Below are 14,978 nucleotides of genomic sequence, written 5' to 3' on the forward strand. Positions count from 1 at the left end.
CACGAGCGAGGAGCGGTGTGATGACGTACCACGGAACGGTGAAGGTCGGCGGGGCCCCGGACGTCCGGGAGCTGGCCCACCTGATCATCACCAAGGTCGCGGTCGGCCCGCACGACAACAACGCCTACCTGCTGCGCTGCCGGGCCACCGACGAGCAGTTGCTGATCGACGCGGCGGCCGACGCGCCCGTGCTGCTGGAGACGGTCGGCCCCCGGCTGGCCGCGGTGGTCACCACCCACCGGCACCGCGACCACTGGGGCGCGCTGGCCGAGGTGGTGGCCGTCACCGGCGCCCGCACCATGGCCGGGCGGATCGACGCGGAGGGCATCGACGTGCCCACCGACCTGGCGCTGGAGGACGGCTCGGTGCTGCGCTTCGGGCAGATCGAGCTGACCGTGCGCCACCTGGTGGGCCACACCCCCGGCGCGATCGTGCTGCTCTACGACGACCCGCAGGGCCACCCGCACCTGTTCACCGGCGACTGCCTGTTCCCGGGCGGGGTGGGCAACACCTGGGGCGACCCGGCCGCGTTCGACTCCCTGTTCCGGGACGTCAACGAGAAGCTCTTCGACGTCCTCCCGGACGAGACCTGGGTCTACCCCGGCCACGGCGACGACACCACCCTGGGCGCCGAGCGCCCGCACCTGCCCGAGTGGCGCGAGCGCGGCTGGTGAACGGGCGCGGGGCCCCGCCGGACGAGTCCGGCGGGGCCCCGCGGGCGCACGGGTCAGGCGTCGACCTTCTCCGGCTCGGCGGCCTCCCCGGCCGCCTGCTTCTTCGCGGCGACCAGGCTGGTGGCGGTGGTGACCGCCAGGGTCAGCACGATGAAGGCCAGCGACACCGGGATGCTGATCTCCGGCACGTGCACACCGCTCTCGTGCAGCGCGTGCAGGACCAGCTTGACGCCGATGAAGCCGAGGATCACCGACAGGCCGTAGGAGAGGTGGACCAGCTTCTTCAGCAGGCCGCCGATCAGGAAGTACAGCTGCCGCAGGCCCATCAGCGCGAAGGCGTTGGCGGTGAAGACGATGTACGGGTCCTGGGTGAGGCCGAAGATGGCCGGGATGGAGTCCAGCGCGAACAGCACGTCGGTGGTGCCGATGGCCAGCATCACGATCAGCATCGGGGTCATCAGCCGGCGGCCGTTCTCCCGGATCAGCAGCTTGGTGCCGTGGTACCGGTCGGTGGACGGGACGCGCTTCTCGATCGACTTGAGCAGGCGGTTCTCCTCGAACTCCTCCTCCTCCTCGTCGGACCGGGCCTCCTTGATCAGCTTCCAGGCCGTCCAGACCAGGAAGGCGCCGAAGATGTAGAACACCCAGGAGAACTGGGAGACCATCGCCGCGCCGCCGGCGATGAAGACCGCCCGCAGCACCAGGGCGATGATCACGCCGAACATCAGCACGCGCTGCTGGTAGATCCTCGGCACCGCGAACTTGCCCATGATCAGGATGAACACGAACAGGTTGTCGACGCTGAGCGACTTCTCGGTGATGTAGCCCGCGAAGAACTCGCCGGCCGGCCTCCCTCCGCCGTACCACCAGAGGAAGCCTCCGAACAGCACGGCCAGGGCCACCCAGACCGCCGTCCAGATGCCGGCCTCCTTGACGGAGACCTCGTGCGGCTTGCGGCCGCCGATGAAGAAGTCGGCCACCACCAGGGCGATCAGCACCGCGATGGTGCCGCCCCACAGGGCTGCGGATACGTCCATGTCTGCTCCTCCGGCAGATAGGCGAACAATCGTCACTGCCGGAGGTCTCTTCCGCCGCGCGGCCCGCGACTCGGCGGGCACCGCACGGCCAGCGCCCCGGGGCGCCGCGATGGGCGCCCGTGATGACGGGGTCACTGAACGGGGAATACTCCCCTCCGCTCCCAGAAGGTTAACAGGAAGACCAAGGGAAGGTAAAGAAGGTAAAGGATCCCCCTTCGGGGAAGGATCAAATGACCATCGCGATGATCAGAGGAACGGCTCGATGAAGGGCAGCATGTCCCGGAAGGTGCGGCCGCTCGCGGGGGCGCCGATCGCGGTCATCCTCCAGCCGCTCTCGCCGTCCCGCTCGACCTTGGCCATGATCTGCCCGGTGTGCGGGCCGCCGCCGGTCAGCTCGTAGCGGGCCAGCTCCTTGCCGGTGGTCTCGTCGACCAGCCGGCAGTGCGCGTTCTGCACCTCCATGAAGTTCTGGCCGGTGTACGAGCTCACGGTGAAGACGATCTGGGTGACCCGGCGCGGCACCTTGGTCAGGTCGACCAGGATGCTCTCGTCGTCACCGCCCGCCCCCGCCCCGCCGACCAGGTTGTCGCCGGTGTGCTGCACCGAACCCTCGTTGCTGACCAGGTGCGAGAAGAACACCACGTCGCTCATCACCTTGCCGTCGTACAGCAGGGCGGACGCGTCGAGGTCGATCTCGCGGGGACGGCGGCTGAAGAAGCCGCGCTTGCGTGGGGCGGACCTCCAACCGAGGCCCATCCGGACCACGGTCAGAGTCTCGCCGGTGGACTTCAACAGGCTGACGCTCTGGCCCTTGGCCAGGTTCACGGACACGCTGCCGACCTCTGCTTCCTCCGGGCCCCGCCCGGCCTCCTCGTCGCACACCCGGCCGTACCCGGGGCGTTCGAACCCCGGCAGACCGCGCCCCACCCTACGCCGACGCTCCGCCGCCGCACCCCGGGAAGGAGTGGACTGTGGCCAAACTACGACACACCGGCGCCCGCCGGACGGGGATTTACCCGCCCGGCGGGCCGGGCTGACGCCGGATCAGGCCATTCCGGCCTCGCGCATCTGCCGCAGTTCGCGCTTGAGCTCCTTGACCTCGTCGCGCAGCCGGGCCGCCACCTCGAACTGCAGCTCGGCCGCGGCGGTGTGCATCCGGTCGGTCATGTCCTGGATCAGCTGGGCGAGTTCGGCCGCGGGCAGGCTCTTGGCGGGCTTGCGGTCGATGCCCAGCGCCGGGACCGGCGCCTTGCCCTTGCCCTGCTGCCGGTAGCCGGTGGCCAGCAGCTCCTCGGTGTCGACGTCCTCCCCGGCCATGGTGGAGAGCAGGTCGCCGATCTTCTTCCGGAGCGGCTGCGGGTCGATCCCGTGCTCCTCGTTGTACGCCTGCTGGACCACGCGCCGGCGGTTGGTCTCGCTGATCGCCAGCTCCATCGCCGGGGTGATCTTGTCGGCGTACATGTGCACCTGGCCGGAGACGTTCCGCGCCGCGCGGCCGATGGTCTGGATCAGCGAGGTGCCGGAGCGCAGGAAGCCCTCCTTGTCCGCGTCCAGGATCGCGACCAGCGAGACCTCGGGCAGGTCGAGGCCCTCGCGGAGCAGGTTGATGCCGACCAGCACGTCGTACTCGCCGGCCCGCAGCTCGCGCAGCAGCTCGATCCGGCGCAGCGTGTCGACGTCGCTGTGCAGGTAGCGGACCCGGATGTCGAGGCCGAGGAAGTAGTCGGTGAGGTCCTCGGCCATCTTCTTGGTGAGCGTGGTGACCAGGACCCGCTCGTCCTTCTCCACCCGCTGCCGGATCTCGTGCACCAGGTCGTCGATCTGGCCCTCGGTGGGCTTGACGACCACCTCGGGGTCGATCAGGCCGGTCGGGCGGATGATCTGCTCGACCTGGCCGTCGCCGCGGGCCAGTTCGTACTTGCCGGGGGTGGCCGAGAGGTAGACGGTCTGGCCGATCCGCTCCTGGAACTCCTCCCACTTCAGCGGCCGGTTGTCCATCGCCGAGGGCAGCCGGAAGCCGTGCTCGACCAGCGTGCGCTTGCGCGAGGCGTCTCCCTCGTACATCGCGCCGATCTGCGGGACGGTGACGTGCGACTCGTCGATGACCAGGAGGAAGTCCTCCGGGAAGTAGTCGAGCAGGGTGTTCGGCGGGGAGCCGGGCTCGCGGCCGTCGAAGTGCATCGAGTAGTTCTCCACGCCCGAGCAGGTGCCGATCTGGCGGAGCATCTCGATGTCGTACGTGGTGCGCATCCGCAGCCGCTGGGCCTCCAGCAGCTTGCCCTGCTTCTCCATCCGGGCCAGCGTCTCCTCCAGCTCCTTCTCGATGCCGGTGATGGCCCGCTCCATCCGCTCCGGGCCCGCCACGTAGTGCGAGGCCGGGAAGACGTAGACCGAGTCGTCCTGGCTGATCACCTCGCCGGTCAGCGGGTGCAGCGTGTACAGCGCCTCGATCTCGTCGCCGAACATCTCGATCCGGACGGCGAGCTCCTCGTACACCGGGAAGATCTCCACCGTGTCGCCGCGGACCCGGAAGGTGCCGCGGGTGAACGCCAGGTCGTTGCGGGTGTACTGGATGTCGACGAAGCGGCGCAGCAGGGCGTCCCGGTCGATCTCCTCGCCGACCTTCAGCCGGACCATCCGGTCCACGTACTCCTGCGGGGTGCCGAGGCCGTAGATGCAGGAGACCGAGGCCACCACCACCACGTCCCGCCGGGTGAGCAGGCTGTTGGTGGCGGAGTGGCGCAGCCGCTCGACCTCCTCGTTGATCGAGGAGTCCTTCTCGATGTAGGTGTCCGTCTGGGGGACGTACGCCTCGGGCTGGTAGTAGTCGTAGTACGAGACGAAGTACTCGACCGCGTTGTTCGGCAGCAGCTCGCGGAACTCGTTGGCCAGCTGGGCGGCCAGCGTCTTGTTCGGCGCCATCACCAGGGTGGGGCGCTGCAGCTTCTCGATCATCCAGGCCGTGGTGGCCGATTTTCCGGTGCCGGTCGCGCCGAGCAGGACGACGTCCTTCTCACCCGCGCGGACGCGGCGCTCCAGCTCGGCGATGGCCGCCGGCTGGTCGCCGTTGGGCTGGTAGGGGCTGACGACCTCGAAGGGCGCCACGGACCGCTCGATACTCGTGATGGGACGCACGCCCCCCACGGTACGACCGGGCACCGACAACGCGACGACTACTTGGCGGAGTCCCGGGCCAGCGCGACCAGGCGGGAGACCGCCCGCAGGTACTTCTTGCGGTAGCCGCCGCGCAGCATCTCCTCGGTGAACACCCGGTCGAACGGCACGCCCGAGGCGGTGAGCGGCAGCTCCCGGTCGTACATCCGGTCGGCCAGCACCACCAGCCGCAGCGCGGTCGCCTGGTCGTCCACCTGTCGCACCCCGCGCAGGAACACCGCGCCGACCTCGTCCAGCAGCGCGCCGTACCGGCTGGGGTGCACCTCCTTCAGGTGCTCCAGCAGGGTGTCGAAGTCGTCCAGCGAGGCGCCCGGGGTGCGGGCCGCGCGGGCGGTCACCTCGTCGTCGGCGTACGGCGGCGGGGCGTCGGGCAGGCCGCGGTGGCGGTAGTCCTGGCCGTCGATCCGGACCGGGCGGAAGTGCGCGGACAGGCCCTGGATCTCCCGCATGAAGTCGGCGGCGGCGAACCGCCCCTCACCGAGCTTCTCCGGCAGCGTGTTCGAGGTCGCGCACAGCTTGACGCCGTTCTCCACCAGCTTGCCCAGCAGCGTGGAGACCAGCACGGTGTCGCCCGGGTCGTCCAGTTCGAACTCGTCGATGCACAGCAGCCGGTGCGAGCCGAGCGTCCGCACCGCGCCCTGGAAGGTCAGCGCGCCCACCAGGTTGGTCAGCTCGACGAACGTCCCGAACGCCTTGGGGCCGGGCACGGCGTGCCAGAGCGAGGCCAGCAGGTGGGTCTTGCCCACGCCGTACCCGCCGTCCAGGTAGATCCCGGCAGGCCCGGCGGGCACGGGCGCCGAGCGCCGGAACCAGCCACGCCTGGGCGGCTCGGCGGCGCCGTTCAGCCCGGCGGCGAAGGACTCCAGGATCTGGACGGCCTCGTACTGGCTCGGCTGCGAGGAGTCCGGCAGGTAGCTGCCGAAGCTCACTCCGGCGAAGCGCGGCGGCGGCACCATCTCCGCCACCAGCCGCTCGGCCGGCACCACCGGGCGCCGGTCGGCCAGGGCTATCGCGGTGTGGACATCGGACTCCGAGGCAGCAGACACGAGACAACAGGGTACTCGCGCGCCGGGGGGCGCAGAGCGCGAGGCGTGCCACACCGGGACTCCTGCCAGACTCGGAACCATGAGGCGACTGATCGGCGACACCCCCGGCTCCCCCCACGACCCCGGCAGCCCGGAGTGGCTGGCGCAGGCGTACGCGTACCCCGGCGAGGGGGCCTGGCTGCGGGCGAACATGGTGGCCTCGCTGGACGGCGCGGCCCGGCTGGACGGCCTCTCGGAAGGGCTGTCCGGCGAGGCGGACAAGCGGATCTTCGGGGTGCTGCGGGCGCTGTGCGACGTGGTGCTGGTGGGGGCCGAGACCGTCCGGGCCGAGGGGTACCGGCCGGCCCGGGTCCGAGCCGACTTCGCGGCCCGGCGGGCGGCCGCCGGCCAACTGCCCGCGCCGGTGATCGCGGTGGTGTCGCGGAGCCTGGAACTGGACCTCTCGGCGCCGCTGTTCACCGAGCCGCTGGTGCCGACCGTGGTGGTCACCACGGTCGACGCGCCGGCCGCGAAGCTGGCCCGGGTCGCCGCCGCGGCCGATGTGATCACCGCAGGAACGGGCTCGGTGGACCTCCCCCGCGCGGTGGCCGCGCTCACGGAGCGTGGTTGGCGCCGGCAGCTCACGGAGGGCGGGCCCCGCCTGCTCGGTCAGCTCGCCGCGGACGGCCTGCTGGACGAGTTGTGCCTGTCGGTGGCGCCCCTGGTGACGGGCGGTGATTCACCGAGGATCGTGAACGCTCCGCGAATCCCGGACGTCCGGGCGATGCGGCTGGTGTCATTGATCGAGGAGAAAGGTTTCCTCTTCACCCGCTATCTGCGACCGACCGATCCGGACCGCTCCCCGAGCGAGACCGCCTTCACCTGAGACAGATGAGACACATCCTGACCGATGTGGATCATGTGATCCCTGTGGCGCGCGTGCAGCGTGAGGAATCCTTCCTCCGGGCACTATGAAGGAGGGGAGCAGGAGCCGGACCCGGGGGCCCGCACCAGCGAAGGGACTCACGTGTTCAAGACCGTACTGATGATCGAGAAGGCACTCTCCGACGCCGACGTGGAACTGGTCACCACGCTCCACGGCGAGGAGCAGGTGTCCTTCGTCGTCCTGATGCAACCCCGCGGCAAGCAGGACGAGTTGCTGCGCGCCCTGGACGACGTGGCCCTCGGCCATCTGGACAAGGCGGTGCACGAGCACGACGACGGCGAGGAGGCCGTGCCCACCCTTGCGGGCGAATCCCTCGAACACAGCCTGCGCCACCTCCAGCGGGCCGGGGCGGAGGCGGTCGGCGAGGTGGTCGAGGCCCACCCGCTGGTGCGGCTGCGCGAGGTGGTGGAGGAGAACAGGGCCGACGAGGTGCTGGTGCTGACCTCGCCGCACTTCGTCGAGGAGTTCTTCCACCGGGACTGGGCCTCCCGCGCCCGGCACGAGGTGGGCGTCCCGGTGCTCAAGCTGTTCGCCAGCGAATCCTGACCGGCCTCCCGGTTAGGGCAGAATCGTCCCGTAGACCCGTGAACGTCTTACGGAGCTACGGGACGATCCCGCCTCCTCACGCCCGTACGGAGCCAGCCTTGAACGACGCCGCCCACGACCTGCACGCCCCGCACTTCATCGGCATCGGCGGCGCCGGCATGTCCGGCCTGGCGAAGATCCTCGCCGTGCGCGGAGCGACCGTCTCGGGCTCCGACGCGAAGGAGTCGGAGACCGTGCGGGCACTGCGCGAGCTGGGGGCGACGGTGTTCGTCGGGCACGCCGCGGAGCACCTGCCGGCCGGGACCAGCAGCGTGGTGGTCTCCAGCGCGATCCGCGCCGACAACCCGGAGCTGGCGGCCGCCCGCGAGCGCGGCGTCCCGGTGGTGCACCGCTCGGACGCGCTGGCGGCGCTGATGGGCGGGCGCCGGGCGCTGGCGGTGGCGGGCACGCACGGCAAGACGACGACCACCTCGATGCTGGCGGTCAGCCTGGGCGAGCTGGGCCTGGAGCCCTCGTACGCGATCGGCGGCGACCTGGACGCGCCGGGGTCGAACGCCCACCACGGGGCGGGCGAGATCTTCGTCGCGGAGGCGGACGAGAGCGACCGCAGCTTCCACAAGTACGCGCCCGAGGTGGCGATCGTGCTGAACGTGGAGCTGGACCACCACGCCAACTACGCGTCGATCGAGGAGATCTACGAGTCCTTCGAGACCTTCGTCGGACGCATCCAGCCCGGCGGCACCCTGGTGGTCTCGGCCGACCACGGGGGCGCCCGCGAGCTGACCCGCCGGGTGGCGGGCCGGGAGGGGCTGAACGTGGTGACGGTCGGCGCCGCCGAGGACGCGGACGTGCGGGTGCTGGAGGTCGCGGCGCGCGGCATGACCAGCGAGGTGACGGTCGAGCTGGGCGGCGAGCGGCTGGTGTTCACCGTCTCGGTGCCCGGGCGGCACTACGCGCACAACGCGGTCGCGGCGCTGGCGGCGGGCGTCGCGCTGGGCGTCCCGGCGGAGGGGCTGGCGAAGGCGCTGGGCGCGTACACCGGGGTGCGGCGGCGGCTGCAGCTCAAGGGCGAGGCGCGCGGCGTGCAGGTGATCGACTCCTACGCGCACCACCCGACCGAGATGGCCGCCGACCTGGAGGCGATCCGGGAGGCGGCGGGCGCGGGCCGGGTGCTGGTGGTCTTCCAGCCGCACCTGTTCTCCCGCACCCAGCAGCTGGCCGAGGAGATGGGGCGGGCGCTGGCGCTGGCCGACGCCTCGGTGGTGCTGGACATCTACCCGGCGCGCGAGGACCCGATCCCGGGCGTCACCGCCGAGCTGATCATCGACGCGGCCCGCCGGGCCGGCGCGGACGTCCGGGCCGAGCACGACTTCGCGGCCGCCCCGGCGCTGCTCGCCTCGCTCTCCGCCCCCGGCGACCTGGTGCTGACCATGGGTGCCGGCGACGTCACCAACCTGGGCCCGGAAATTCTGGCCGCCCTGGCGGACGTTGCACCTGCTGTCTGACGTCCCCGTCCGAGCTGGAGATCCGCCGTGAGCTACGAGGTCCAGAAGTCCGACGCCGAATGGCGCGCCGAGCTGACCCCGGAGGAGTACCACGTGCTCCGCGAGGCCGGCACCGAACGGCCGTTCGTCGGCGAGTACACCGACACCAGGACGGTCGGCGTCTACGCCTGCCGGGCGTGCGGCGCCGAGCTGTTCAGCAGCGAGACGAAGTTCGACAGCCACTGCGGGTGGCCGTCGTACTACTCACCGCTGGCCGGTGACTCCGTGGAGTACCTGGAGGACACCAGCCTCGGCATGCGCCGGGTCGAGGTCCGCTGCAAGAAGTGCGGCAGCCACCTCGGGCACGTCTTCGAGGGCGAGGGGTACGACACCCCGACCGACCAGCGGTACTGCATCAACTCGATCTCGCTGACGCTGAAGCCCGCCGAGTAGCGCCCGCCCGCGGCACGAGGGCCCTCCCCGGCGGTCAGGCCGGGGCAGGGCCCTCCGGCTCTCCCGGGTCAGGACAGCCGGGTGCGCAGGAAGTCCAGCAGGGCGGCGTTGAACCGCTCGGGCTGTTCGGCGCCCGGGAGGTGGCCGGCGTCGTGGATGACGGCCAGGTCGGCGTGCGGGACGAGGGCGCGGATGGCCTCGGAGTCGGTGACGGGGGTGTAGACGTCGTCCGCGCCGACCAGGAGCAGGGTGGGGACGGTGACGGTGCGCAGGGTGTCGCGGTAGTCGGGGCGCTCGGCGCGGCCGCGCAGGGCCGCCGCGGCGCCGCGGGGGTCGGTGGCGCGCATCATGCCCAGGACGCGGGCGGCCGTCTCCGGCAGGGCGGTGACGTTGTAGGGGGCGAGCATCTTGTCGATCACCTCGTCCGCGTAGCCGGCCATGCCCTCGGCGAGCAGCCGGTCGGCCATCCGGTTGCGGAACTCCTTGCCCTCCTCGGTCTCGGCGGGGGCAGAGCTGTCGGACAGGACGAGCGCCAGGAGGCGTCCGGGGTGGCGGAGGTGGAACTCCATGGCGATCTGGCCGCCCATGGAGACGCCGCCCACCACCGCGCGCTCGACGCCCAGGTGGTCGAGGAGGGCGGCGGCGTCGTCGGCGAAGTCGGCCAGCAGCACCGTGCCGGGCGTCACCTCGCTCTCCCCGTAGCCGCGCAGGTCGGGGGTGATCACCCGGTACCCGGCCGCGGCCAGCGCGTCGGCCTGCGGGGCCCACAGGGTGCGGTTGAACGGGTGCCCGTGGACCAGGAGGACGGGGGTGCCATCCGCCGGGCCGGACTCGTCGTAGTGCAGCGCGGCGCCGTTCACCATCGTGTGGCTCATCGAGGACCTTCCGTCTCCCGTCCGGAACCGCGGCGCGTCCGGAGTGTCCGGTCAGGGTACGGCGGCGGGTGACGCGGGTGCCCACCGGCGTGGAAGACTGATCGTCTTCCGAACGGTCTTGGACGTGGGTGGGGCGGGCGTGGCGCGGCGGCGGTCTTCCGGGGTGTGGTCGGTGTTGGCGGAGGCGCAGCGCGAGCAGCACCGCCGGGCGGAGGCCCAGCGCAGGGCGGCGGCCGCCCGGCAGCGGGAGAACGAGCGCGCCCAGCGGGAGGCGCAGCGGGCGGCGGCGCGGGGCGAGCGCGAGGCGTTGAAGGCGTACCAGCAGGGGCGGGAGTCGGACGCCGCCCGGCGCAGCGCCGAACTGGACGCCCGGGTGGCCGAGTTGCGCGGGGTGCTGGCGGCGGGGCTGGCCGGCCCCGGGTTCTCGCTGGCCGCCGGGGGCCGCCCGGCGGTGCCGCCGTTCGACCCCGGCCCGCTGGGCGTGCCGGTGCCGATGCCGGACCAGACCTGGTACCTGGTGCCGCCCCCGGCGGGCCACCTGGCGTACGACCCGGGGGCGCGCCGGCAGTGGGAGGAGCACTCCGCCCGGGCCCGGGCCGCCTTCGAGCACGACTGGCAGGCGGCCTGGGCGGCCGAGCAGCAGCGGCAGCGCCAACTCGCCGACTACCGGGCCCAGTACGACGCCTGGGCGGCCGAGCGGCACCGGCTGCTGGCCGGGCAGTCGGCGCAGGCCGACCGGTTGGCCGCGCGGCTGCGGGCGGGCGAGGCGGCGGCGGTCGCCGAGTACTTCGAGGCGGTGGTCGACTGGCGCGAGGACTGGCCGGACGGCTTCCCCGCCGACGGCGAGACCTGGTGGGACGCCCCGGCCCGCCGGCTGGTGGTGCGCTGGGAGCTGCCGCCGTACGAGGTGGTGCCGGCGGTGGGCCGGTACCGGTACGTCCGCTCCGACGACCGCGAGGACGAGGTGGCCCGGCCCGCCGCCCAGCGCCGGGAGCTGTACCGCGAGGTGCTGGCGCAGTGCGCGCTGCGGGTGCTGGCGGAGGTGTTCCGGGCCGACGCCGGGGGGCTGCTCGCCTCGGTGGGACTGAACGGCGTGGTGGTCGCCCCCGATCCGGCGACCGGGCGGGACGGCGAGCGCTGCCTGCTCGCCGTCGAGGCCGACCGCGCCGTCTTCGAGGCGCTCGCCCTGGACCGGGTCGCCCCGCTGGACTGCTTCGTCGGGGCCCTCGGCGGACGGATCTCGGCCCGTCCGGAGAAGGCCGAGACGGTCGCGGAGGTGCCGGCCGCCGCCGGCCCCGTCCCGGCGCCCGGCTCCGCCCCCGCCCCCGCTTCCGTTCCCGGCTCCGGCTCCGGCTCCGGCTCCGGCGCGGACGGCGAGGGGCCCGACCTGTTCGAGATGGACCCGCTGGAGTTCGAGGAACTGGTCGCCGAGCTGTTCCGCCGCCGGGGCCTGCGCACCAGCACCACCGCGCGCAGCGGCGACGAGGGCGTGGACGTGCTGGCCGAGGACCCGGACCCGATCACCGGCGGGAAGATCGTCATCCAGGCCAAGCGGTACCGGAAGACCGTCCCGCCGAGCGCCGTCCGCGACCTGGAGTCGACCATGCGCCACCAGGGCGCCAACCGGGGCATCCTGGTGACCACGGCGGGCTTCGGCCCCAGCTCCCGCAAGCACGTCGAGAACAAGCCGCTCACCCTGGTCGACGGGCCGATGCTGCTGGAACTGCTCCGCGAGCAGGGCCTGCCGGGGCGGCTCGGTCCGGCGGCTCCCGCGATCCCCGTCCAGCGGAGCGTCCCGGCCGCCCCCGCCGTGTCCGCCGCCCCCGCGACGGAGTTGGTGCCGGGTCAGAACCTGGTGCTGCCCGACGGGGAGGTGCGCGTCCGGTTCCGGGCCGGCGGGGCGGCGGCCGACCTGACGCTGCTGCTGCTCGACGCGGACGGGAAGGTCCGGCGGGACGAGGACTTCGTCTTCTACCACCAGCCGAGCGCGGAGGGCGGCGCCGTGGTGCTGCGTCCCGAGGAGCGCGACGCGACCGTGCGCACCGGTGGACTCCCGGACGCGGTGCGGCGGGTGGCGATCTCGGTCAACCTGGACGCGGACGGCGACGGCACCTGCGCGGACCTGGTCGATCCGACGGTCGAACTCGTCTCCGGCACCGGCCGCTGGGTGTTCCGCCCGCCGGCCGACCCGGCGGTCTCCGCGATGCTGGTCGCCGAGGTCTACCGCCACCCCGCCGACGGCTGGAAGCTCCGCGCCGTCGGCCAGGGCTGGTCCGACGGCCTGGCCGGCCTGGCCCGCGACCACGGCGTGGACGTCGCGTGAACGCACGACCGGGGGCGGACGGGACCGCGCCCGCTACTCGCAGAGCGCCCGCGTGTGCTTCCACTCCGTCGCGCACTCGCGGTAGCCGAGCCGGGCGTTGATGGCGAGCATCGGGGCGTTGCCCGCGTCGTTCTGGGTGTACGCGACGGTGAAGCCGCGGGCCTTGGCGCGGTGCAGGGAGTGGATCTTGGCGAGTCCGGCCAGGCCGCGGCCGCGGTGGGTGGAGCGGGTGGCGGTGAACGCGGACCAGTAGGTGCGGTGGCCGTCGGTCTGGGCGGCGGAGAAGGCGACCGGTTCGCCGTCCGCCAGGACGACCGCGGTGAGGGTGTGGTCCTGGTCGGGGCGCTGCCAGATCTCGGCGAGCCAGCCCTCGTACGGCTGGTCGTCGAGGACGAGGTCGCCGGGTTCGGCGCGGGTGCCGTCGACGTCGACCAGGTAGATCGGGTACGGGTCGTCCAGGAAGTCGGCGGCGGTGCGCAGTTCGACGCCGGGCGGGGTGGGCGGCAGCGGGGGCAGCGGGGCGGTGAGGTCGAGGCCGCAGAAGCGGCCGGCCCGGCCGCGCCGGTAGCCGCGGGCGGCGGCGAAGGAGAGGGCCGCGGGGGTGTCGTCGGCCCAGCCGTGCACGTCCCTGGTGCCGAGGGCGGCGAGTTCCCGTTCGGCGGCGGTGAGCAGGGCGGTGCCGATGCCCGTGCCGCGGTGCTCGGGGAGCACGCTGACGTTGAGGAAGCCCTGGTGGGGCGTGGCGCTCTCGGTCACCGGGCCGAACCTGGCGGTGCCGACGACCCGTTCGGCCCGTTCGGCGACCAGCAGGTGGTAGTGGGGCAGACCGGCCTGCCAGGCGACCACCTCGGGGGTGGTGACCAGGTGCGGGCGACCGGCCAGGTAGGCCGCGGCGGCGTCGGCGGCGTCGGCGGGGGCGAACGGGCGGATGCGGTACGGCGTCGAAGTCATAGGCATGTCACGTTAGCCAGTAATTCGTCCGTGCGCTGCTGAATTTCCCCCCACCCGCACGGCAGTTCGTTCAGCGGTGGTGAAACCTCAAGTTCAGCTCTGAGTTTCCGTTGTCCCGCTTGGCATCGGTCCGCCGCGGATACATCCTCGGCAGCGGGGGTCGAAGCGGCCGGAAAAGCCCGCGAAGAGGGGGTGGAATATGCCTTCGTCCGATATTCCGCGATTGGGCACCGGCATCGGCTGGCGTCCCGAGATCGACACCGTGGTGGAGCGGCTGCCGGGTCTGGACTGGGTGGAGGTGGTCGCCGAGAACGTCTGCCCCGACCACCTGCCGCCCTCGCTGGCCGAGTTGCGCGCCCGCGGCACCGCCGTCGTCCCGCACGGCGTCTCGCTCGGCCTGGGGGACGCCGCCGCGCCCGACCCGGCCCGGCTGGCCCGGCTGGCCGCCGTCGCCGAGGCGCTGGGGGCGCCGCTGGTCAGCGAGCACCTGGCGTTCGTCCGGGCGGGCGGCCTGGAGGCCGGGCACCTGCTGCCGGTGCCGCGCACCCGGGAGGCGCTGCGGGTGGTGGCCGCGAACGTGCGGATCGCCCAGCAGGAGCTGCCGGTGCCGCTCGCCCTGGAGAACATCGCCGCCCAACTGGCGTGGACGGGCGACGAGTTGACGGAGGCGGAGTTCCTCGCCGAGCTGGTCGAGCGCACCGGCGTCCGGCTGCTGGTGGACGTCGCCAACCTGCACACCAACCGGGTCAACCTCGGCGTCGACCCGGCCGCCGAACTCGACCGGCTGCCGCTGGAGGCCCTCGCCTACGTACACGTCGCCGGGGGTGTCGAGCGCGACGGCGTCTGGCACGACACCCACACCCACCCCGTCACCGCGCCCGTGCTGGAGGTGCTGGCCGAGCTCTGCGCCCGGACCGACCCGCCCGGGGTGCTGCTGGAGCGGGACGGCGCGTACCCGCCGCCCGCCGAACTGTCCGCCGAACTCGACGCGATCCGCCGCGTCCAGCTCCGCCACCGCAGGGAGACCGCCCGTGTCTGAACAGCACGAGTACCTGATCCGCGACCGCGAGGACGCCGAACTCGCCCTCGCCCGCGTCCACCTGGCGCACCGCCAGGAGGAGCTGCTGGCCGCCCTGGTGGCCGGCGCCCCCTCGCCCGACGGCTTCGACCCGGAGCAGCTGCGCGTCCAGGCCGAGGGCCTGCTCGCCAAGCGCCGGGAGACCGTCGGCCACCTGGTGCCGGAGCTCCCCGAGCTGCTCGGCCCGGACTTCGCCCCGCTGTTCGCCCGCTACTGCGCCGGGCGGCCGCTCACCGGCGGCTACCGCGCCGACGCCCGGGCCTTCGCCGAATGGGCCCTGGACGCCGCGCCGGACGCCCGCTGGCACCCCGCGCTGCACCGCCTGCTGCACCCCGCCGCCTCCCGGTGGAGCCGCCTGCTGCCGCGCCGCGCCCGCACCGCCCGGGCGCACCCGTAACCGAGCCCCACCTCT

General features: G+C 72.9%; 12 protein-coding genes and 1 pseudogene. 7 read left to right on the forward strand and 6 right to left on the reverse strand.

Going from position 1 to position 14,978, the window contains the following annotated elements; all coding sequences use genetic code 11:
• Positions 1–20: 20 nt before the first annotated feature.
• Positions 21–674 (forward strand): MBL fold metallo-hydrolase, encoded by a 654-nt coding sequence (locus tag OO48_RS03220; RefSeq protein WP_033212599.1) that lies wholly within the window; start codon positions 21–23, stop codon positions 672–674.
• Between the two features lie 53 nt (positions 675–727).
• On the opposite strand, the gene OO48_RS03225 is transcribed toward OO48_RS03220, so the two are convergent.
• From OO48_RS03225 to zapE, 4 genes are all read right to left on the reverse strand, one after another.
• Positions 728–1,711 carry a TerC family protein gene (locus OO48_RS03225; protein WP_033212601.1) on the reverse strand — a complete coding sequence of 328 codons (984 nt, stop codon included), beginning with the start codon at positions 1,709–1,711 and terminating at the stop codon, positions 728–730.
• Between the two features lie 246 nt (positions 1,712–1,957).
• Positions 1,958–2,542, reverse strand: coding sequence for a TerD family protein (locus OO48_RS03230; RefSeq protein WP_033212738.1), 585 nt, complete (start codon positions 2,540–2,542; stop codon positions 1,958–1,960).
• 213 nt (positions 2,543–2,755) lie between these two features.
• On the reverse strand, positions 2,756–4,846 hold the full coding sequence (uvrB, locus tag OO48_RS03235; RefSeq protein WP_033212603.1) for an excinuclease ABC subunit UvrB: 2,091 nt from the start codon (positions 4,844–4,846) through the stop codon (positions 2,756–2,758).
• A 38-nt stretch (positions 4,847–4,884) separates the two neighbouring features.
• The gene (gene zapE, locus OO48_RS03240; RefSeq protein ID WP_425338502.1) at positions 4,885–6,012 is read right to left on the reverse strand and encodes a cell division protein ZapE; all 1,128 of its coding nucleotides are present in this window, start codon (positions 6,010–6,012) and stop codon (positions 4,885–4,887) included.
• Here zapE and OO48_RS03245 point away from each other — a divergent pair.
• From OO48_RS03245 to msrB, 4 genes are all read left to right on the forward strand, one after another.
• Entirely contained in the window at positions 6,011–6,796 is a 786-nt protein-coding gene (locus tag OO48_RS03245) for a pyrimidine reductase family protein (protein WP_033212605.1), read from the forward strand. The genes zapE and OO48_RS03245 overlap by 2 nt on opposite strands.
• Positions 6,797–6,937: 141 nt before the next feature.
• Entirely contained in the window at positions 6,938–7,402 is a 465-nt protein-coding gene (locus tag OO48_RS03250; protein ID WP_106970234.1) for an indole-3-glycerol phosphate synthase, read from the forward strand.
• A 98-nt stretch (positions 7,403–7,500) separates the two neighbouring features.
• The gene (gene murC / locus OO48_RS03255) at positions 7,501–8,907 is read left to right on the forward strand and encodes a UDP-N-acetylmuramate--L-alanine ligase (RefSeq protein ID WP_033212607.1); all 1,407 of its coding nucleotides are present in this window, start codon (positions 7,501–7,503) and stop codon (positions 8,905–8,907) included.
• Between the two features lie 27 nt (positions 8,908–8,934).
• Positions 8,935–9,339, forward strand: a complete 405-nt coding sequence (gene msrB, locus OO48_RS03260; RefSeq protein ID WP_033212608.1) for a peptide-methionine (R)-S-oxide reductase MsrB — start codon at positions 8,935–8,937, stop codon at positions 9,337–9,339.
• 68 nt (positions 9,340–9,407) lie between these two features.
• Here msrB and OO48_RS03265 read toward each other — a convergent pair whose 3' ends face one another.
• Positions 9,408–10,214 (reverse strand): alpha/beta fold hydrolase, encoded by an 807-nt coding sequence (locus OO48_RS03265; RefSeq protein ID WP_033212609.1) that lies wholly within the window; start codon positions 10,212–10,214, stop codon positions 9,408–9,410.
• A gap of 175 nt (positions 10,215–10,389) precedes the next feature.
• On the opposite strand from OO48_RS03265, the gene OO48_RS40560 reads away from it, so the two are divergent.
• Positions 10,390–12,537: a restriction endonuclease gene (locus tag OO48_RS40560; protein WP_051731675.1), complete on the forward strand. Its 2,148-nt coding sequence runs from the start codon at positions 10,390–10,392 to the stop codon at positions 12,535–12,537.
• A gap of 33 nt (positions 12,538–12,570) precedes the next feature.
• Here the strand turns inward: OO48_RS40560 and OO48_RS03275 are convergent, their stop codons facing one another.
• A complete protein-coding gene (locus OO48_RS03275; RefSeq protein ID WP_033212613.1) occupies positions 12,571–13,488 on the reverse strand; it encodes a GNAT family N-acetyltransferase in 918 nt (305 codons plus the stop codon).
• Between the two features lie 199 nt (positions 13,489–13,687).
• Between OO48_RS03275 and OO48_RS34270 the strand changes: the two are divergent.
• Positions 13,688–14,963: pseudogene (locus tag OO48_RS34270) on the forward strand (MbnB/TglH/ChrH family RiPP precursor modification enzyme).
• The last annotated feature ends 15 nt before the right edge of the window (positions 14,964–14,978 follow it).

Source organism: Kitasatospora phosalacinea (assembly GCF_000716545.1).
GTDB lineage: Bacteria > Actinomycetota > Actinomycetes > Streptomycetales > Streptomycetaceae > Kitasatospora > Kitasatospora phosalacinea.